Source organism: Variovorax sp. CCNWLW225 (assembly GCF_037204045.1).
Classification (GTDB): domain Bacteria; phylum Pseudomonadota; class Gammaproteobacteria; order Burkholderiales; family Burkholderiaceae_C; genus Variovorax.
The window spans coordinates 17280-35768 of record NZ_JBBCBV010000030.1 but is presented as its reverse complement, the minus strand read 5'-3'; the positions used below and the strand labels follow the sequence as shown (position 1 = coordinate 35768).

Annotated in this window: 14 protein-coding genes; 7 read left to right on the top strand and 7 right to left on the bottom strand. The window is 66.9% G+C overall.

Annotation, left to right across the window (positions count from 1 at the left end):
• Positions 1–103: 103 nt before the first annotated feature.
• Together V9L20_RS26300 and V9L20_RS26295 are read right to left on the bottom strand one after the other, a co-directional pair.
• Entirely contained in the window at positions 104–1351 is a 1248-nt protein-coding gene (locus V9L20_RS26300) for a branched-chain amino acid ABC transporter substrate-binding protein (RefSeq protein ID WP_337298796.1), read from the bottom strand.
• Between the two features lie 66 nt (positions 1352–1417).
• Positions 1418–2122 (bottom strand): TetR/AcrR family transcriptional regulator, encoded by a 705-nt coding sequence (locus V9L20_RS26295; protein ID WP_258502569.1) that lies wholly within the window; start codon positions 2120–2122, stop codon positions 1418–1420.
• A gap of 86 nt (positions 2123–2208) precedes the next feature.
• Between V9L20_RS26295 and V9L20_RS26290 the strand changes: the two genes are divergently transcribed.
• The 4 genes from V9L20_RS26290 (at position 2209) to V9L20_RS26275 (ending at position 9052) form a co-directional block, all read left to right on the top strand.
• Positions 2209–3849: an AMP-binding protein gene (locus V9L20_RS26290; RefSeq protein ID WP_337298795.1), complete on the top strand. Its 1641-nt coding sequence runs from the start codon at positions 2209–2211 to the stop codon at positions 3847–3849.
• An 11-nt stretch (positions 3850–3860) separates the two neighbouring features.
• Positions 3861–7160, top strand: a complete 3300-nt coding sequence (locus V9L20_RS26285) for a carboxyl transferase domain-containing protein (protein ID WP_337298794.1) — start codon at positions 3861–3863, stop codon at positions 7158–7160.
• Between the two features lie 218 nt (positions 7161–7378).
• A complete protein-coding gene (locus tag V9L20_RS26280; RefSeq protein WP_337298793.1) occupies positions 7379–8554 on the top strand; it encodes a GDSL-type esterase/lipase family protein in 1176 nt (391 codons plus the stop codon).
• Positions 8555–8674: 120 nt separating this feature from the next.
• Positions 8675–9052, top strand: a complete 378-nt coding sequence (locus V9L20_RS26275) for a hypothetical protein (protein WP_258502565.1) — start codon at positions 8675–8677, stop codon at positions 9050–9052.
• A 39-nt stretch (positions 9053–9091) separates the two neighbouring features.
• On the opposite strand, the gene V9L20_RS26270 is transcribed toward V9L20_RS26275, so the two are convergent.
• The 4 genes from V9L20_RS26270 to V9L20_RS26255 all read right to left on the bottom strand — a co-directional run bounded on the left by V9L20_RS26270 (position 9092) and on the right by V9L20_RS26255 (position 12971).
• A complete protein-coding gene (locus V9L20_RS26270; protein WP_337298792.1) occupies positions 9092–10360 on the bottom strand; it encodes a S1 family peptidase in 1269 nt (422 codons plus the stop codon).
• Positions 10357–10998 carry a DUF2846 domain-containing protein gene (locus V9L20_RS26265; protein ID WP_337298791.1) on the bottom strand — a complete coding sequence of 214 codons (642 nt, stop codon included), beginning with the start codon at positions 10996–10998 and terminating at the stop codon, positions 10357–10359. Before V9L20_RS26265 ends, V9L20_RS26270 begins: the two co-directional genes overlap by 4 nt.
• A gap of 83 nt (positions 10999–11081) precedes the next feature.
• Entirely contained in the window at positions 11082–11927 is an 846-nt protein-coding gene (gene purU, locus V9L20_RS26260; protein WP_126748312.1) for a formyltetrahydrofolate deformylase, read from the bottom strand.
• Between the two features lie 48 nt (positions 11928–11975).
• Entirely contained in the window at positions 11976–12971 is a 996-nt protein-coding gene (locus V9L20_RS26255; RefSeq protein ID WP_337298790.1) for a LuxR C-terminal-related transcriptional regulator, read from the bottom strand.
• 131 nt (positions 12972–13102) lie between these two features.
• On the opposite strand from V9L20_RS26255, the gene V9L20_RS26250 reads away from it, so the two are divergent.
• Positions 13103–15031 (top strand): YadA-like family protein, encoded by a 1929-nt coding sequence (locus tag V9L20_RS26250; RefSeq protein ID WP_337298789.1) that lies wholly within the window; start codon positions 13103–13105, stop codon positions 15029–15031.
• A gap of 121 nt (positions 15032–15152) precedes the next feature.
• Entirely contained in the window at positions 15153–16487 is a 1335-nt protein-coding gene (locus V9L20_RS26245; protein ID WP_337298797.1) for an aminotransferase class III-fold pyridoxal phosphate-dependent enzyme, read from the top strand.
• A 17-nt stretch (positions 16488–16504) separates the two neighbouring features.
• Here V9L20_RS26245 and V9L20_RS26240 read toward each other — a convergent pair whose 3' ends face one another.
• A complete protein-coding gene (locus V9L20_RS26240; RefSeq protein WP_337298788.1) occupies positions 16505–17344 on the bottom strand; it encodes a ChaN family lipoprotein in 840 nt (279 codons plus the stop codon).
• A 61-nt stretch (positions 17345–17405) separates the two neighbouring features.
• On the opposite strand from V9L20_RS26240, the gene V9L20_RS26235 reads away from it, so the two are divergent.
• Positions 17406–18467: an AbrB family transcriptional regulator gene (locus V9L20_RS26235; protein WP_337298787.1), complete on the top strand. Its 1062-nt coding sequence runs from the start codon at positions 17406–17408 to the stop codon at positions 18465–18467.
• Positions 18468–18489 lie beyond the last annotated feature (22 nt).

The window sequence follows — 18489 nt, the reverse complement described above, 5'->3', positions numbered from 1 at the left end:
AGCGAAATAAAGGAGGAGGGGCGCAGCCCCGGGGGACATTCGCGGAGGGGAGTACCCGGTGGCCTGTGCACAAGCCCCGAAGGACTTCGGCCCAAGTCCAAACTTAAGGTCGAACCATCTTGCAGTCAGTCCCCTGAGCCAATTCGTTCCCGGTATACACAGCGTCTGTCCGGAACCCGTAGTTGGTCCCTTCCCAGCCCACCTTCACGCTCTTGCCATCCACCGGGGCAATCGTGTTGACCACCTGAGGCAACAGCAATTGATGGTCCTCGCCGCGCATGCGCACCGGCCCCACCACCGAATCGAAGCTCAGGTCTTCAAGCGCCCGCGCCACTTTCACTGTGTCCGTGCTGCCCGCCTTGTTGATGGCCGCAGCCAGGAGACGCGGCGTGAAGTCGATGCGCGGCGCCAGAAAGTCCTTGCCCGTCTTCGCCTTGTAGGCCTTCGCGAGCGCATCCGCGCGCGGCGTATCGGCCTGGCCCGGATGCCATTCGGCAACCCAGGTCAGCTGCCCCAGCTTGGCCTGCGACACCGCCAGCACCGTTCCCGGCACCGAACCCGCGCTGTGATTGAAATAGCGCAGGTCGTAGCCCGCGTCTCCCGCGGCCTTGAGCAGCAACGTCATATCTTGCCCCCAGTTGCCGGTAATCACCGAGTCCGCACCGCTCTGCTTGATGTTCGCGACATACGGCGAAAAGTCTTTCACCCGGCCGATCGGATGCAGCGTCTCGCCGACAAACTGAACGTCGGGCCGCGCAAGGCCTACCAGCTGCCGTCCGTAGCTTGCCCATTGCTTGCCATGCGCATATTCCTGGTTCAGCAGGTACACCTTCTTCACATCGGGCGTCTTCTTGATGTAGTTGGCCAGCGCCTTCATCTTCATCGCCGTGTTCGCCTCGGTCTGAAAGTGCCAGAAGCTGCAGGTCTTGCCCGTCATCTCGGGGTCGATCGACGAATGGTTCAGCACGATCAGCTCCTTGCCTGGATTGCGCTGGTTCCACCGCGTGACCGACTGGACGAGCGCCGCCACCACCGACGAGCCCGAGCCGCCCGTGACGATGGCCTTGGCGCCCTGGTCGATGGCTGCCTGCAATGCGCTCTGGCTTTCTTGCGCCGAGAGCTTGCTGTCGAATTGCAGCAACTGCAGCTTGGTGCCGCCGAGCACGCCGCCCTTGGCGTTGATCTCTTCGATGGCGTATTGGGTGTGCGTCAGCATCAGCTCGCCCACGTTTGCGAACGGGCCCGAGAGCGGATCGATGTACGCGATTTTGTAGGTCTGCTGCTGCGCCTGTGCCGCACCCGCAAGGGCCAGCAGTACCGCAAGGGCGATGGGGGCGTGCCTGGATTTCATGTCAGTGTGTCTCCGATGTTGTTTGAAAAGAAACTTCCGCGGAGGGCGCCGTGCGCGCCTTTCGCTTCAATGCGCTTCTTTGGCGCGAAGGCCGATCACACGGCTTGCCAGCTTCGTGAGTTCGGCGACCACTTCGTCGGCCGAAAGGCGGCCGTCGGGCCGGTACCAGCTGTAGAGGAAACCCGGCAGGCTGCAGGCGGCCAGCGCGGTGATCTTGGTTTCGGTGAAGTCCAGGTCGCCATCGCGCCGCGCTTCTTCGAGCAGCGGACACAGCAAGTCGTAGAAGTGGTGCGCGAGCTTTTTCTGAGCGGCGATGTATTCGGGCCGGTACACCTGCGGCTCGCGGTACGCAAAAAAAGCGCAGGGGTGGTGCGAAACGGTCGCGCGAATCAGCCGCTCGATGCCTTCGATCACTTTTTCGCTCGCTCGCCGCGGATCGCTGGCCGCAAAGTCGAGCGCGGTGAAGCAGTCGACCGCAGGTCGCCACGAAAGCGTTTCGAAGATCTCCTGCTTGTCGCGAAAGTAGTAGTACACGAATGGCTTGGTCACGCCGAGCGCGCGAACGATCTGCGCCATGGTGGTGTTGGCATAGCCCTGCGCCGCAAAAAGCTGCGCCGCCGCCTGCAGGATGCGCTCGCGCTGCAGGTCGGTGCCCTGCGTGGCCGCTCGCTGGCGGCCCGTGCCTTGGGGCAGATGCGGCTGTGCCGTGGTGGATGCCGAAGCATCGGCATCGCCAGAGGGTTTGTGCCGTGTCGCCGAAGTTATACCCATGGGTAGGATTGTTGGTGCACCATGCACTCATTGGCAAGCGCCGGCCCCGCGCAGGCGGCTATCGATAACCCTGAGAAAGTGACGCCATGGAGACAACCGCAACGGCTCGCGGGTTGAGCGAGCTTCCACCCCGTCCACAGCAACCGCTGCACGAATACCTGCGTGCCCATGCGCGTGAGCGCGGCGACAGCGCGGCGTGCATCTGGTACGGCCATGCCATGACCTGGGCGCAACTCGACCTTGCGAGCGATGCCTTCGCGGCGCGGTTGCAAACCATCGGCGTGAAGAAGGGAGAGCCGGTGGTGCTCTTTCTCAACAACTGCCCGCAGTACCTGGTGGCGCACTTCGGCATCCAGAAGATCGGCGCCATCGTCTGCCCCAGCGGCCCGCTCAACAAGGAGCACGAGCTGGCCTACCAGGTCAACGACCTGAAGGCACGCGTGATCGTCGCGGCCGCGCCGCTGCTGCCAGTGGTGCGCAAGGTTCAGCCCGAGAGTGCGATCGAACATGTGTTCGTGGTGCACTACGCCGACCTGCTGCCTGCCAATCCCGTGCTCGATCTGCCGGCCGAGCTGCTTGCCGAACGCGGATCCGTTCGCAGCGTGCCTGAAGGCTGCGAAGACTTTCTTTCCGTGATGCAAAGCGGCGCCGCACCGCAGCCCGTGAGCATCGGCCTGGACGACGTGGCGCTCATGACCTACACATCGGGCACCACCGGTTTGCCGAAGGGCGCAATGCTCACCTACGGCAACGCGCTCTTCAAGACGCGTGCTGCTGCCGATTGCAATGGCGTGACTGGCGACGACGTGCTGCTTTCCATTGCACCGCTCTATCACATCGCCGGCATGCTGATGGGCGTGAACGTGCCGGTGCTCAGCGGCGCCGCATCGGTGCTGCTGCATCGCTTCGATCCGCGCGCCGCATTGCAAGCCATTGCGCAGCACAAGGTGAGCTGGTGGTACAGCATCGCGCCGATGAACGTGGCCTGCATGCAGGTGCCCGACATCGCGAGCTTCGATCTCTCGAGCCTGAAGCGCAATCCGGTTACCAGCTTCGGCATTACCTTTACCGAGCCGCTGGCCGCGCAATGGCGCTCGCATGCGCCCCATTGCGTTTCGTTCGAGGCCGCCTACGGCCTCAGCGAAACCCACACCTGCGACACCTATACGCCGCACCACGCGCCCCGGTGGGGCACGCAGGGCATTGCGGTGCCCGGCGTGACCATCCGCATCGTCGACCCCGACACACAAGCCGACGTTCCCACAGGCGAGGTCGGCGAGATCGTGCTGACCAGCCCCGGCTGCTTCAAGGGCTACTGGAACAAGCCCGAGGCTACCGCCGCCACGCTGCGCGGCAAATGGGTGCACACCGGCGACATGGGCAAGCTCGATGCGGACGGGTATCTCACCTTCATCGGCCGCTTCAAGGAAATGATCAAGGTCTCGGGCTACAGCGTGTTCCCCGAAGAAGTAGAGACCATCCTCATCAAGCACCCCGCGGTGGCGCAGGCCGCAGTCATCGCGCAGCCCGACTCGGAAAAGGGCGAAGTGGTCAAGGCATTCATCGTGCGCAAGCCCGGCGCCACGCTCGATGCCGACGCGCTCATTGCCTGGTCGCGCGACAACATGGCGAGCTACAAAGCGCCGCGCGCCGTGAGCTTCATTGATGCGTTGCCGACCACGGGTGCGGGCAAGGTGCTTCGGCGCCTGCTGAAAGACAAAGCCTGAAAGGTTCTCTCTTGTTCTCCAAGATCCTGATTGCCAACCGCGGCGAGATTGCGGTGAGGCTGGTGCGCGCACTGCGCGACCTGGGCATTGCCAGCGTGGCGGTGCATGCGCGCGACGATGCATCGGCGCTGCACGTGCAGCTGGCCGATGCCGCCGTCGCACTCGACGCAACCGGCCCATCGGCGTACCTCGACATCGGCGCGCTGATCGCAGCTGCACGAGTGCAGGGCTGCGATGGGGTGCACCCCGGCTACGGCTTTCTGAGCGAGCGCGCCGACTTCGCGCAGGCCTGCGCAGACGCCGGGCTGGTTTTTATCGGCCCGGCGCCCGAGCAGTTGGCGCTGTTCGGCGACAAGGCGCGTGCGCGTGCGCTCGCCGCGCAATGCGACGTGCCCGTGATGCCGGGCAGCACCGGCGCGGTAACGCTCGCGCAGGCGCAGGCCTTTTTTGCCGAGCAGCAGGCGCAAGGCGCGGGCGTGATGATCAAGGCCATCGGAGGCGGCGGCGGGCGCGGCATGCGCGCCGTGCTCCATGCCGAAGAATTGGCCGAGGCACATGCACGCTGCATGTCCGAGGCCAAGGCGGCGTTCGGCGTGGAGGGCGTGTATGTGGAGCGCCTGATGCGCAATGCACGCCATATCGAAGTGCAGGTGCTGGGCGACGGGCAGGCGGTGGCAAGCCTCGGTGAGCGCGAGTGCACTTTGCAGCGGCGCTTCCAGAAGCTGGTGGAGATTGCACCCAGCCCTTCGTTGCCCGATTCGCTGCGCGCGCAGGTCACGCATGCGGCGCTGCGCATGGCCAAGGCCGTGAACTACCGCAGCCTGGGCACCTTCGAGTTTCTGGTCGATACCGAATCGGCCACGCTGCCCTTCGTCTTCATCGAAGCCAACCCCCGGCTGCAGGTGGAGCACACGGTGACCGAGGCCGTGAGCGGGCTCGACCTGGTGCAGCTGCAGATCGCGGTGGCCGCGGGCCAGCCGCTGAATGCGCTGGGCATCGATGCGGACCGCACCGCGCCGCAGCGCGGCTTCGCGGTGCAATGGCGCATCAACGCAGAAACGCTCGATGCGCACGGAAACGCACGGCCATCCGGCGGCTCGCTCGCGCGCTTCGACCTGCCGGCCGGGCCGGGTGTGCGCATCGACACGCACGGCTATGCAGGCCTTGCGCCCTCGCCGTACTACGACACGCTGCTTGCCAAGCTGATCGTGCATTCGCCGTCGCCGCACTTCGCGGACGCATTACGCCGCTCGCTTCGCGCGCTGGACGAATGCCATATCGACGGCATCGCGACAAATCTTGCATTGCTGCGCGCCATTGCAGCGCGGCCCGAGTTCGCCAGCCAGGCGGTGCACACCCGCTTCGTGGAAGCGCACCTTGGCGACCTGCTCGCCTCGGCGGTTGCGTTCGAGAAGAAGAGCCCGAGAAAGAACGCATCGGAAGCAGGAAACACGGCGCCGGCAAGTTCTTCGAAGGACGAAGACGGCCTGACGGTCAAGGCGCCCATGCCCGCGAAGCTGGTGCAGTTCGAAGTCGCGCTGGGCGATGTGCTGCCCGCGGGTGCGCAGCTGGGTGTGCTCGAAGCCATGAAGATGGAGCACTTGCTGCATGCGCCCGCTGCGGGCAGGGTGATCGCCTTGCTGGCCGAACCGGGCGACTACCTGGTCGAAGGCCAGTCGCTGGTACGGCTGGAGCCTGTCGATGCGCAGGCGGTCGAGGCCGAGGCTCACGCCGGGCAGGACCTCGACGCTATTCGCCCCGATCTGCAGAAGGTGATCGACCGGCATGCCTACACACTCGACGCCAACCGCGAGGCCGCCGTGGCCAAGCGGCATGCGCAGGGCGGGCGCACCGCGCGCGAGAACATCGCCGACCTGTGCGACATTGCATCCGATCCGGGCAACTTCATCGAATACGGCGCGCTCGCCATTGCCGCGCAAACGCGGCGCCGCACGCTCGAAGACCTGATCGCCAACACGCCGGCCGACGGCATGGTGACGGGCCTCGGCAGCATCAACGCGAAGCAGTTCGGCCCGGAGAAGTCGCGCTGCGCCGTGCTGGCCTACGACTACACAGTGCTCGCTGGCACGCAAGGCATGCGCAACCATCACAAGACAGACCGGCTGCTGGCGGTGGCGCACCAGCTCAAGCTGCCGGTGGTGCTGTTCGCAGAAGGCGGCGGCGGGCGGCCGGGCGATACCGACATGCCGATCGTCGCGGGCCTCAACAACCACACCTTCAGCCAGTTTGCGGCGCTGTCGGGCAAGGTGCCGGTGGTGGGCATCGTGCATGGCCGCTGCTTTGCGGGCAATGCGGCGCTGCTGGGTTGCGCCGACGTGATCATTGCCACCAAGGCAAGCAACATCGGCATGAGCGGCCCCGCGATGATCGAGGGCGGCGGGCTCGGCAGCTTTGCGCCGGAACAGATCGGCCCGAGCAGCGTGCAGTCGCGCAACGGCGTGATCGACATCCTGGTCGAGGACGAAGCTGCCGCGGTGGCTGCGGCCAAGCAATACCTCTCGTACTTCCAGGGCCCCGTGGCCGACTGGCATTGCGCCGACCAACGCGCGCTGCGCCATGTGGTGCCCGAGAACCGGCTGCGCGTGTACGACGTGCGCGCCGCCATGCGCGGCGTGGCCGACACCGGCTCGCTGCTCGAGCTGCGTGCCGGCTTCGGCGCGGGCATCGTTACCGCGCTGGCGCGCATCGAGGGCAAGCCGGTGGGGCTGATGGCCAGCAATCCGCATCACCTGGGCGGCGCCATCGACGTGGAGGCGGCCGACAAATCCGCGCGCTTCATGCAGCTGTGCAACGCACACGGGCTGCCGATCGTCTCGCTGTGCGACACGCCCGGCTTCATGGTCGGGCCGGAGATCGAGGCGCAGGCGCAGGTGCGCCACGTGTGCCGCATGTTCATGGTGGCGTCACACCTGCGCGTGCCGTTCTTTGCCGTGGTGCTGCGCAAGGGCTATGGCCTGGGCGCGCAGGCGATGACGGCCGGCGGCTTCGACGCCCCGGTGTTCACGGTGGCATGGCCCACGGGCGAGTTCGGCGCCATGGGGCTCGAAGGCGCGGTGCGGCTGGGCTACCGCAAGGAGTTGGCCGCGGTGCCCGAAGGTGCCGAGCGCGATGCACTGTTCAAGAAGCTCGTCGCGCAGCAGTACGCCAACGGCGAAGCGATTCACATGGCGCAAACGCTGGAGATCGACGCGGTGATCGATCCTGCCGAAACGCGCACCTGGCTGGTGCGTGGACTTGCATCGGCCGGCCGGTCGGTCGAAGCTGCCTCGCCGTATGTAGACACTTGGTAACGATGCACTAGACCTCGTCACACGAGAGGGCAAGGAGGCTCCGTAAACTGAGTCGCTTTGCGCGCATGAAACTGGGTTCGCATTGGCTTTCTGTTCTTTGCCAAGGTGTTTTGCGGCATGGCGTGACTGCGGTCGGGCTGTTGCTGCTGGCCGCTGCTGTGGCCGTGCAGGCCGTTCAGCCGGATGAAAGGCCGAAGCAGCCGGTAGAAGCACATTGGGTGACCAGCTGGGCCGTTGCGCCGGTGGACTTTCGTGAGCTGACGGCGAATCCTCTCGCCAAGGCCGCAGCCCCCAAGCCCGGAGGTGACCTGTTCCGCGGGCAGACGCTGCGCCAGCAATTCGAGACCGCGTTGGGGGGCGAGCGCATCCGCATCCGCTTTTCCAACAGGTTCGGCAAGGCCCCGCTGCGCATCGCGGCCGCGAGCGTCGGGCTCAGCACCGGCGCGGACGCGGTGTCGCCGGCGACGCTGCGCATGCTGCGCTTCGGCGGCCGCGACAGCGTGGTGGTTGCGCCGGGCGCCGATGCATGGAGCGACGGTGCCGACTTGAAAGTCGAAGCCGGACAGGCCGTTGCGGTGAGCGCCTTCTTCGATCGGACGGTGCCTTACGCGACCGTTCACACACAGGTGTCCGACACGAGCTGGGTGGTGGGCGGCAATGCAGTCGGCACGCCCAAATTACAAGGGGCCGCGCCGCTGCCGCTCAATCACATCGTGACCGGCCTCGATGTCATGACCACGCAGCCGGTGCGCGTGGTGGTCGCTTTCGGAGACTCCATCACCGCCGGCGGCGGCGAGGCGGGCGAGGGCGCGTATCCGGATCTGCTTGCCACGCGTTTGCGCAACAGCCCTTTGGCGACGCAGCCGGTCTCCGTCATCAATACGGGCATTGGCGGCAACCGCCTGCTGACCGACGGCATCGGCCCCAGCGGCCTGTCCCGCTTTGCGCGCGATGCGCTCGGGCAGACGGGCGTGACGCATGTCGTCGTGCTGCTGGGCACCAACGATATCGGCCGCAGCGTGCTGGTCGGCATGGCGCGGCTGCCCACGCCGGAGCACGAAGTGCCGACGGCGCAGCGCATCACCGAAGGCTTGCAGCAGCTGATCAAGCAGGCGCGCGCCAAGGGGGTGAAGGTGCTGATCGGCACCGTGCCGCCGTTCAAGAACACGCCCTATTGGAGCGAAGCTTCCGAGGCCATGCGCGCGGAGGTCAACCGCTGGATCCGCAGCCGGCAGGACGTCGATGCGGTGATCGATTTCGACGCGGTGCTTCGCAGCCCCGCCGATCCCCTGGCGCTCAATCCCCTGTATGACAACGGCGATCACCTGCATCCCAACAAAGCGGGCCATGCCGCCATGGCAGCCGCGGTGGATCTTCGCGAATTGCAAGAGTAAGCGCTAACCAAAGCACTACTTTTCGCGATACACGTTTACACAAAGTCCGGTGTAGGGCTTACAGGGGGTTCACATGGCCCCGGCAGCATGAAGGCTCCAACAACTCATGAGGGCCAACCCATGAAAAAACTAGCAATCACGCTTTCGATCGGTGCCGCTTCGCTGCTCTCCGCGGGAGGCGCGCTCATGGTGCCGACAGCCGCCCATGCGCAGCCCGGCGTCTACGTCGAGGTGCCGCCTCCGCCGCCGCGCTACGAGCGCCCGCCGCCGCCGCGCCGTGGTTACGTGTGGGCCCCGGGGCACTATGAATGGCGAGGTGGACGCCATGTGTGGGTCCGCGGCATGTATGTGCGTGCTCGCCCTGGCTACGCCTACCGTGCGCCGGAATGGCGCGAACGCGACGGCCGCTGGGAATACCGCCGCGGCCAGTGGGACCGTGACGGCGACGGCGTACCGAACCGCCACGACCGCCGTCCGAACAACCCCAATCGCAACTGATTGAGGGTTCAGGAGCGCGCAGACCTGGGGTCGGCGCTCCTAGCGCAGGCTCACGAGTTCGAGGGCTTCGTCGACCTGGAACGCCCCGCTGCCTGTGCCGCCCCGCGTTTTCACCTCAAAGCGAATGACGCGCCCGAGCTCCCGCGAGAACCACACCTCGGCCCTGTAGCGGCCATGCTGATCGCCGGCGACCGACCCCGCACGCTGGGTATAGCCGCGGTATTCGATGCGCACGACCTTGTATTCCTTCCCGCCGATTGTCAGAGTGGTGTCTTCTATCACCGTGGCCGACAGGTCCATGTTGATGCGGGCTCCCCCCACCGTCGATTCATAGCGCGTTCTCCAGGCGGCTTCTTCCGTGAAGTTTTCCCTGGCCCAACCGCCTGGCGGCATGGTCGCATCGAATTCGCCAGCAATGGCCGTGGTGACGCTGAGCACTCGGCCGCCGGGCTTTTCGATCCACCCGCCATTGTTGAAGCTGATGCGGTCGTCTGTGGCGGGATCGGCCCGGTAGAGCACCTTTCGATAGATATTGGTGAGACGGTCGTGTAATTGGTATTCGACAACGCTCGGGCGAACCTGGCTCGTGGCCCCGCCCTCTGGACCGGCCGCAGAGGTCGTTGCGGGCTGCGTTGCCAGTCGCTCGATGGCCAACTGCCCGCGCGTGGGCAGTTCCGCAATCCAGGATGCGGGCATCGCGAGATTCGCAGCAGCCGAGCCGGCAGGTGTCGCCCCTGCCAGGCCCACCAGACGACCTTGCGCATCGAAGATTCCAGCGCCGCCAAGGCCCGGCTCGGGCTGCGCGGCGAGCTGCAGGGCTTCGAGCTGGCCCGCGTCGTTGCGCCGCACGCCGGCAAGCATGCCTATGCCGAGAGTCAATTCCTTGCCTCGGGGCGATCCGACGATAAAGAGCGGCATGCCGACCTGCAGCGCATTTACGGGTGCGATGCTGAGCGTTGGCGCCGTGAAGTTCGCGATCCGCAGCTGGCACATGTCGCGTGCGACGTCCGGAAACACCAGGATTGCGCCATAGCTCACGTTGTCTCGCTTCAGTGAAACCGCGCTGGCCTTGGCGAGCAACTGGCAGCTCGTGACGGCAGTGCCCGGACCGGTGGCGACGGCGCTGCCGGAGGCGAGGACTTTCCCTTGCGCATCGACGGCTTGCACCACCCACACGTTGGGCGAAGCCCGGGTAAAGAGCGCGTCGGGTGCGAGTGCCGGGCTGCTTCGCGCGTCTTGCGCGGATACGGCGGGGATGGTCAGCGCGGTGGCGAGGGCCAGTGTGAATGGCAGGAGCAGGTGTTTCATCGGTTGCCCTGCAATAGCAGCCGCAGATCGTTGATCGAAGTCTTGGCAAAAGGCGTGGCTTCAGGCGCCGCCGTGCCGGGGGCCGCGGCAGGGACGGGCGACGCACTTGCGGCCGGCGTTGCCGTCGCCGCCGCAGGGGCTGCAGGTTCCGCCGCAGCGGTGGGCAGTGCATTTGCCGCGCGGGCCGTTTTGTCTGGTAGCGGCAACTTTCCGCCAAAGGCCAGCGATGGCAACGCCTTGCGGCCTTCCGGTTCTGCCACCCGCCCGAACGCCGGGCGGCCGACCAGCAAGCCCATGCTGATGCTCATCTCGATATAGGCCGTCTGCCGGGGACGCAGCGCGATGTCGATGCTGCCTTCGGCCTCGGTGCGGGCAGTGGCCCGGTAAGAGCCGGCCGGCCGGTCGACGAAGAAGAAGCTGCTGGGCTGCGACTTGCCGACGACCTGCCCGTTGAGGGAGACCTCGGGCTGGATCGCCGCGCCGAGGATCGAGTTGCGATAGAAATAGATTCGCCCCTCGTTCTCGCCCAGCGAGGGGAGGCTTTGCTCCATTTCAGAATGCCGCGGTCCGGAGGCCGAACACCCGACCAGGCCGCCCACCACTACGGCCAGCAGAAAACCAACCATCCAACGTCGCATTGCGCCTTCTCCTCTTTTGGCGCTGGATGCTACACCCGCTTACACGAATGTGGCTGGTGGCCGGCCGCCCCGGCGGGCACGCGTCAGCGGAATACGACGGTGCGGTGCCCGTTCAACAGCACGCGGTGTTCGCTGTGCCACTTCACCGCGCGGGCCAGCACCTGGCTTTCGGTGTCGCGGCCGCGGGCCGTGAGGTCTTCGACCGTATCGGTGTGGTCGGCGCGCGCCACGTCCTGCTCGATGATCGGGCCTTCGTCGAGGTCGGCCGTCACGTAGTGGGCGGTGGCGCCGATCAGCTTCACGCCGCGGTCGTGTGCCTGGTAGTAGGGCTTGGCGCCCTTGAAGCTGGGCAGGAACGAATGGTGGATGTTGATCGCGCGACCGGCCAGGCTGTTGCACAGGTCGTTGCTCAAGATTTGCATGTAGCGCGCGAGCACCACCAGTTCGGCGCCCTCCGCCTCGATGATTTCCAACTGCTTTGCTTCGCCCTGCGCCTTGGTGGCGGCCGTCACGGGAATGTGATGGAACGGCACGTTGTAGCTGGCGGCCAGCTGGTAGAAGTCGCGGTGGTTCGAGATGATGGCCCGCACGTCGATGGCGAGCAGCCCGCTCTTCCAGCGGAACAGCAGGTCGTTCAGGCAGTGGCCTTCCTTGCTGACCAGGATCACCGTCTTCATCGGCTGGGCTGCGGCGTGCAGCTGCAGGTTCATGCCAAAGCCCGCGCCGAAGGTGGCGAGCTGTTCGCGCAGCGCCGCCTCAGTGTGGTCGCTGCAGGCAAAGCGCACGCGCATGAAGAACAGGCCCGTGTCGTGGTCGTTGTACTGGGCGGCTTCCTCGATGTTGCCGCCGCGCTCGAGCAGAAAGCCCGAAACGGCATGCACGATGCCCACGCGGTCCGGGCAGGAAAGGGTCAGGATGTATGCACTCATGAGGCCCCGATTGTCGCAGCGCGCGCCGCGGCCCGGCGCCGGCTGCGTTCAAAGCCTCAGGGCGCTGCGCAATGCGCTGCGGCTCGTGACGCCGAGCTTCGAATAGGTTTCACGCAAGTGCACGCGCACGGTGGCGGGCGACACGGACAGGCGGGTGGCAATGTCCTTGCCCGAATAGCCGGCGCAATAGAGGCGGCTTATTTCGGTTTGCCGCGGCGTGAGCATGGCGCCGGTGCCTGGCGCATTGCGGCGCAGCGCCACACGCAGCCCGCCATGTGCGGGTGTGACTTCGCACTGCCATCCGGCCGCATGCAGCTTGCGGATTGCGCCGCGCTCGCCCTCCAGCCATGACTTGGGCAGGCGCGGTTCCGACACCTTCGCGATTGCGGCGAGCCGCGGCCACGCGCGGCAGAAGTCGCCATTGGGAAAGAGGATCCAGCCTTCGTTGTCGGTCACGGCCAGCGGCTGGTCTCCGCTGCCGGTGTCTTCGACGCCCTGGTGCGCACCGGCGTAGAGGCGGTTGATGAGCAGGGCCTCGCCGATGCCGGGCGCAAGCGCAGTGAGCGCGTCGACCTCGGCTGTGCCGTAGCGCGGCGATGCGGGCCCGCGGTTCAGGTAGCAATGCGCGAAGGTCTCGCTGCCTTCGAACGGAATGGACACGCCCAGCTGATGGTGAATGCCGTAGCGTGCCTGGAAGCTGCGCCACGACGGATGGCTCTTCTTCCAGCGGGGGTCGTCGTCGTTCACGCACACCGCCCGCAGGGGCTGCGCGTGCATGGCGGGGGTGGTGAAGTCGAGCTCGGCGCCGCCGATGGCATACCAGTCGGCGCTCATTCCAGACAGGTCGTAGCCGACGCCGACCGAGGCCACGAAGCTGCGCGGATGCCAGATGTTGATGGCGCCGTGGTCCGCGCCCATCAGCCCGACGAGCCGTTCGAGCAGTTTCTGCGGAAAGCGCTCGCAGGCGGTAGTGCGCGCAAGGCGCAGCAGGCCCAGTGCCGCGGAGTCCGGATCGGTGAGTGAGAACGGGGACTTGGGCGGCATCGAACGGTTTGTCGAATCGCGAGGCGGCGGAGGCTACCACAACCCATGGTAGGCGGCGGGGTCAGGCGCGAAGGACGATTCCGGCTTCGGACGGGCGGCATTCACACACACAAGACCGAGGAGAAGAAACCATGCGCTTTCGAAGCAGGCGCCGGCTGGGGGCCGGCATTGCATTGGCCTTTTGCGCGGCGGCGGCTGCACCGGCAGGTGCGCAGGTGCTCAACCCCAACACCTGCCCCGGCGGCACGCTCTACAGCAGCACCGACCCGGGCGCGTACTCGGGCTTCAGCGCGCATCGCGACATCGTGCAGCAGGACTGCCAGAGCAACATGGCGGGCGGATCGGGCGCGCAGGCCGGCATCGACCTGAGCAGCGCGAACACGGCTCTAGGGCGCGACAGCAGCGCAAGCGGCGGCCAGGCGACAGCACTCGGGCGCGGCAGCACTGCGGCGGGCGTTTCGGCCGCGGCAGTCGGCGCGAACAGCAACGCGACCGGCAACGGCGCCACCGCAATGGGCTCGAACAGCAGTGCGACTGCCAACTCGGCCACGGCCATAGGTTCGAACACCGTGGCCTCGAGCGGCTCGGCCACCGCGGTGGGCAACGTGGCCAACGCCACGGGCGAGGCGGCATCGGCAGTGGGCTATCGCGCGCTGGCATCTGGTGACGGATCTGCCGCATTCGGACGCGAAAGCGAGGCCAGCGGCGACAGCAGCACGGCGCTGGGCGACATGGCTACCGCCTCGGGACGCAGCGCAATGGCGCTCGGCCGCGAAGCCCGCGCGACGAGCGATTTTGCGCTGGCGTTTGGCGCCAGCGCAAGGGCGACCGACATGGGTGCCTTGGCCATCGGAACGGCAAGCTTCGCATCGGGTTTCAACAGCGTGGCAATGGGCACGGGCAGCAGCTCGAGCGGTGCGGGGTCGGTCGCCATCGGCGCTGGCAGCACGGACGGCGGGCGCGAGAACGTCGTTTCGTTCGGCAGCACGACGGACCGCCGCAGCCTGATCAACATCGACGGCATCAGCGCGGCGGGCCACGTCGACGCCGGCGGTCTTTCCGTGAACGGCAATGCTTCGGTGGCGGGGCGGCTGACCTCCGGCAGCATCGACAACCTGGGCGGCGGTATTACCAACGCTGGGCGCATCAGCGGCGTTACCGCCGGCGCCGTAACAGCGACCTCGACCGATGCGGTCAACGGAAGCCAGCTCTATGCGGTAAGGAGCACGGCCGAGCAGGCGCTGAACCTGGCGAGCCAGCAGGGCACCCAGGTGCAGCAGATCACGACGCAGGTGACCCAGAACACGCAGCAGATCACGCAGCACACCGAACAGATCGCAGAGCACGCGCAACAGATCACGCAGCACACCCAGCAGATCACGCAAAACACACAGCAGATCGAGCAGCAGGCGGTGCAGATACGGGCCATGGTCAATGGCCAGTTGGGTGTCTGCACCGTCAATGGCGGCGCCCTGCAATGCTCGGTGCAGGGCCAGGCGGCTGCACGTGCGGAGGGCGCGGGTGCGGCGGCGATCGGCAACGGCTCGCAGGCCACCGGCAACGGTGCGCTTGCCGTGGGCCGCAACGCCAAGGCGCTTGCGGCCGGGGCCATGGCGCTGGGCGACGGCAGCACGGCCAGCGCGAGCAATGCGGTGGCGCTGGGCCAGGGATCGGTGGCCGACCGGCCCGACAGCGTGAGCGTGGGCAACGCGGCCACGGGCTACCAGCGGCAGGTCACCAACGTCGCACCCGGCGTGGCGGCCAGCGATGCGGTCAACCTTGCGCAGATGGAGCGCGCGGTGGCCGTGTCTTACGGCCAGGCGCGCGACTTTGCCGCGCGCGGCGTGGCGCAGGCCATGGCGATGCCGTCGATCCCCATGCTCGCGCCCGGACGCAAATGGCTGGGCGCGGCGGTGGGGCACTACGCAGGGCAGTCGGCGCTGGGCGTGGCCTTTGCCTATCAGCTCGACGAGCGCTGGAGCGTGGGCGCGGGCCTGAGCGCGGCGGCGGGCAACAGCGCGCAGCTCGGCGGCAGGCTGCAGGCGGGCTACCAATGGTGATCGGGGGCTGAGCGCCGGCAGAGCCAGGCCATGAGGCGGGTCCGTGGCAAAAGTGCAAGAATGCCACGGGCGGCCCCCGCAAGGGCGGCCAGCATCCACCGAGACCAAGAAGGACGCACGCATGGCCTACCAGGACTTCAACATGGGCAACCAGTGGTTGCCCTTCACGCCCAACCGCCACTTCCAGAAAGACCCGCGCGTCTTCGTGGCGGCCGACGGCATGACGTTCACCACGCACGACGGCAAGAAGGTGATCGACGGCATCTCGTCGCTGTGGTGCGTGGGCGCGGGCCACAACCGCAAGCCGATCAACGAGGCGATCAAGAAGCAGCTCGACACGCTCGACTACGCCACCGCTTTCCAGGTCAGCAACGACAAGGCTTTCAAGGCGGCGGAGATGATCGCCTCGCTGGCGCCGGGCGATCTGAACAAGGTGCTGTTCTGCAATTCGGGCTCGGAGGCGGCCGACACCTCGATGAAGGTGGCGCTGGCCTATCACCGCGCGCGCGGCGAGGGGCACCGCAACGTGTTCATCGGCCGCGAGAAGGGCTACCACGGCGTGGGCTTCGGCGGCATGTCGGTGGGCGGCATTCCGGGCAACCGCAAGGTGTTCGGCTCGGCCTTCTTGCCGCGCGTGGACCACATGCGCTTCATTCACGATCCGGTGAACCACGCCTACATCCACAATGAAGAGCCGGTGTGGGCCGAAGACCCGCTGGTCGAGCTGGAAACCCGCATTCTTCCGCTGCACGACCCGAGCAACATCGCCGCGATCATCGTGGAGCCGGTGGCCGGTTCGGCAGGCTGGTACCTGCCGCCCCAGGGCTACCTGAAGCGCCTGCGCGAAATCTGCGACAAGCACGGCATCCTGCTGATCTTCGACGAGGTCATTACCGGCTTCGGACGTATGGGCACCAACTTCGCGTCGGACTATTTCGGCGTGGTGCCCGACATGCTCAATTTTGCCAAGTGCGTGACCAACGGCGTCATTCCGCTCGGCGGCGTGATCTGCCGCGACAAGCTCTACGACGCGATGATGAAGACCGACGCGCCCGAGCACGTGGTCGAGTTCTTCCACGGCTACACCTACTCGGGCCACCCGGTGGCCTGCGCCGCGGCCATTGCCACGCTCGACCTGTTCAGGGAAGAAAACCTGTTTGCGCGCGCCGGCGAAATGGGCAAGGTGCTGGGCGATGCGTTCCACAGCGCATTCAAGGGCCTGCCGAACGTGATCGGCATCCGCAGCCTCGGCCTTGCCGCGGCGGTGGAGCTTGCGCCGATTGCGGGCACGCCGGGCAAGCGCGCCTACGACATCTTTTTGGACTGCTTCCACAAGGGCGCGCTGGTGCGGCCCGCGGGCGACGTGCTGGTGATTGCGCCGCCCTACATCGTGGAAAAGCAGCACATCGACACGCTGGTCAATGCGCTGGCGGATTCGATCAAGAAATTCGCCTGAGCCGCCGGGCGCCCAGGCTACGCGGGTGCCCGCATGCCCGCGCAGTAGTCTTTGGGCGGCAGGGCGAGCGTGCGCCACACGGCGTCGTAGGCGCCCTTGTTGTCTTCATCCGATTCGGGTGAATCGCCGCCGGCCTGCAGCCGCACCGTCTTGACCGAAACATCGGTCGGCAAGTGCTGCGGCACGCCCAGCACCTTGGTGGCGTGCCCCGCGCCGCTGATCAGCAGCACCGTCTTGCCCGGCTGCCGGGCCTTGACGATGGCTTGCGCCATGGCGCGGTCGCGCCCGACCTGGATGCGCGTCATGGGCACGATCTGGGCTTCGGGCAGCAGCTTGCAGTGACCCTCGCGCACGGCGTCCTGCTGCGCGGTGTAGGCCTCGCCGTTGAGCTGCACGTCGAGCGAGACGTCGGCCATGGCGTTCTTCATTCGCGCGCGCGGCATGTTGGCGCCGATGACGGGCACGCCGGCGCGCACGGCGGCCATCACCGCCGGACCATAGCTTCGCCAGGGCCAGGCCTTGTCGTTCCAGCCGAGGGCGGCTTGCACCTGCGCTTCGGTGGCCGTGCGGTCGAGGCGCGCGGTGCTGTTGCCTTCCTCGGCCATTTCGAGCAGCAGTGCGGCCAGCTTGCCCTGGCTCGCCAGCGCCTCGACGGTTTCCCGCTCGATGGCGTGGTGCTCGGCCGCATCGTGCTGCTCGCCCAGGATGAGCGCGTCCGCCGGCAGCAGCGCCGCGGCGCGCTTTGCCATGGGCGCATCAGGGCCGGGCGAAAAGGCGGAGCACCCTGCCAGCACGACGGCGGCGAGCAGGGGGACCAGGAATCGGGGAGCCCGCGCGGGGAAGGGTTGGGATTGCATCGCGCCATACTATGCGTTGGCGCCCGCACGCCTTGCCGTCCAATTTCGCTTTTTTCCTGTGGTGTCCCTTCGCTTTCCGGTTCGCGTGCTGGCCACGCTGTTGCTTGCACTCGCCGCGGCGGAAGTCTGCCTCGCTCTGCACACGCCCCTGCCATGGATGATCGGCCCGCTGCTCGCGGTGTCGCTGGCATCGATTGCCGGCGCACCCACCGCCAGCTACACGCCGCTGCGCAACGCCGGGCAATGGACCATCGGCACCGCGCTCGGGCTCTACTTCACGCCGCAGGTGGTGGCGCTGGTGGCCGGCGTCTGGTGGGCCATTGCGCTCGCCATTGCCTGGGCCTTGCTGCTCGGCTGGGGCTTCGGGCGTTGGTTGCATGGGCTGCACGCCAAGCGAATGCCGCATGTACCGGCGAAATCGATGAGAGCGACAACTTACTTCGCCGGCGCCATCGGCGGCGCGTCGGAGATGACGCTGCTGTCCGAATCGGCCGGCGCGCGTACCGATCTGGTGGCGGCCGCGCACAGCCTGCGCCTGGTGGTGGTGACCATCACCATTCCGTTCGCCATGCAGTGGAGCGGCTTGCATGGGCTCGAAATCAACCCGCCCATGGTACGCGAGGTGAATGCGAGCGGGCTCCTGCTGCTTGCGCTGGCCACCGGCATCGGCGGCCTTGCGATGCGTGCGCTGGGCCGCACCAACCCCTGGTTCATGGGCCCGCTGGTGGTTGCCATGGGGTTCACCATCGCAGGTCAGGCGCTGTCGGCCGTGCCCACCTGGATGTCGAACACCGCGCAGCTGGTGATTGCCGTGAGCCTGGGCGTGCGCTTCAGCCGCGAGTTCTTGTACACGGCGCCGCGCTGGCTGGGTTCGGTGGCGCTGGGCACGGTCGTCATGCTGGTGGTGTGCGCAGGCGCCGCATGGCTGCTGGCCCGGGCGACGGGGCTGCACCCCGCCACGATGATCCTGGGCACTTCGCCGGGCGGCATTGCCGAAATGTCGATCACCGCCAAGGTCTTGCAGCTGGGGGTGCCGGTGGTCACGGCGTTTCAGGTGTGCCGGCTGGTGGCGGTGCTGCTGCTGGTGGGGCCGATGTACCGGTGGATCTACGGTCGGAAATGAGCGGCCACGGCTGAGTGAGCAC

Excerpts from the sequence above, each read along its gene's own strand:
- V9L20_RS26300 (WP_337298796.1), bottom strand. The coding sequence starts at position 1,351 with ATGAAATCCAGGCACGCCCCCATCGCCCTTGCGGTACTGCTGGCCCTT.
- V9L20_RS26295 (WP_258502569.1), bottom strand. The coding sequence starts at position 2,122 with ATGGGTATAACTTCGGCGACACGGCACAAACCCTCTGGCGATGCCGAT.
- V9L20_RS26290 (WP_337298795.1), top strand. The coding sequence starts at position 2,209 with ATGGAGACAACCGCAACGGCTCGCGGGTTGAGCGAGCTTCCACCCCGT.
- V9L20_RS26275 (WP_258502565.1), top strand. The coding sequence starts at position 8,675 with ATGAAAAAACTAGCAATCACGCTTTCGATCGGTGCCGCTTCGCTGCTC.
- V9L20_RS26270 (WP_337298792.1), bottom strand. The coding sequence starts at position 10,360 with ATGAAACACCTGCTCCTGCCATTCACACTGGCCCTCGCCACCGCGCTG.
- V9L20_RS26265 (WP_337298791.1), bottom strand. The coding sequence starts at position 10,998 with ATGCGACGTTGGATGGTTGGTTTTCTGCTGGCCGTAGTGGTGGGCGGC.
- purU (WP_126748312.1), bottom strand. The coding sequence starts at position 11,927 with ATGAGTGCATACATCCTGACCCTTTCCTGCCCGGACCGCGTGGGCATC.
- V9L20_RS26255 (WP_337298790.1), bottom strand. The coding sequence starts at position 12,971 with ATGCCGCCCAAGTCCCCGTTCTCACTCACCGATCCGGACTCCGCGGCA.
- V9L20_RS26250 (WP_337298789.1), top strand. The coding sequence starts at position 13,103 with ATGCGCTTTCGAAGCAGGCGCCGGCTGGGGGCCGGCATTGCATTGGCC.
- V9L20_RS26245 (WP_337298797.1), top strand. The coding sequence starts at position 15,153 with ATGGCCTACCAGGACTTCAACATGGGCAACCAGTGGTTGCCCTTCACG.
- V9L20_RS26240 (WP_337298788.1), bottom strand. The coding sequence starts at position 17,344 with ATGCAATCCCAACCCTTCCCCGCGCGGGCTCCCCGATTCCTGGTCCCC.